This window comes from Adlercreutzia sp. DFI.6.23 (assembly GCF_024462535.1).
Lineage (GTDB): Bacteria > Actinomycetota > Coriobacteriia > Coriobacteriales > Eggerthellaceae > Adlercreutzia > Adlercreutzia rubneri.
In genome coordinates, this window is sequence record NZ_JANGBP010000758.1 from 1 (window position 1) to 289 (window position 289).

Annotated in this window: 1 protein-coding gene; it reads left to right on the plus strand. The window is 67.5% G+C overall.

Annotation, left to right across the window (positions count from 1 at the left end):
• On the plus strand, window positions 1-289 hold a 289-nt coding region (locus NE591_RS15350; protein WP_256157113.1), incomplete at both ends, for an aspartate/glutamate racemase family protein.

The window sequence follows — 289 nt, forward strand, 5'->3', positions numbered from 1 at the left end:
CTGCCCTGCAACACGGCCCACGGCTTCTTCGACGAACTGCAGGGCGCCTTGGGTATCCCCGTCGTCCACATGGTGCGCGAGACTGCCGCCGCCGCATCCGCTGTGGGCTTGGCGCGCATCGGCGTGCTGGCCACAAGCGGCACCGTGGCCGCCGATCTGTACGGGCACGAGGCCGCACGACTCGGCGTGGACTGTCTTTACCCGGATAGCACCACGCAAGCGCGGGCGAACCGCATCATCTTTGACGAAGTGAAGGCGGGGCGATTCGTAGAGCCAGCGGCTCTCGAGG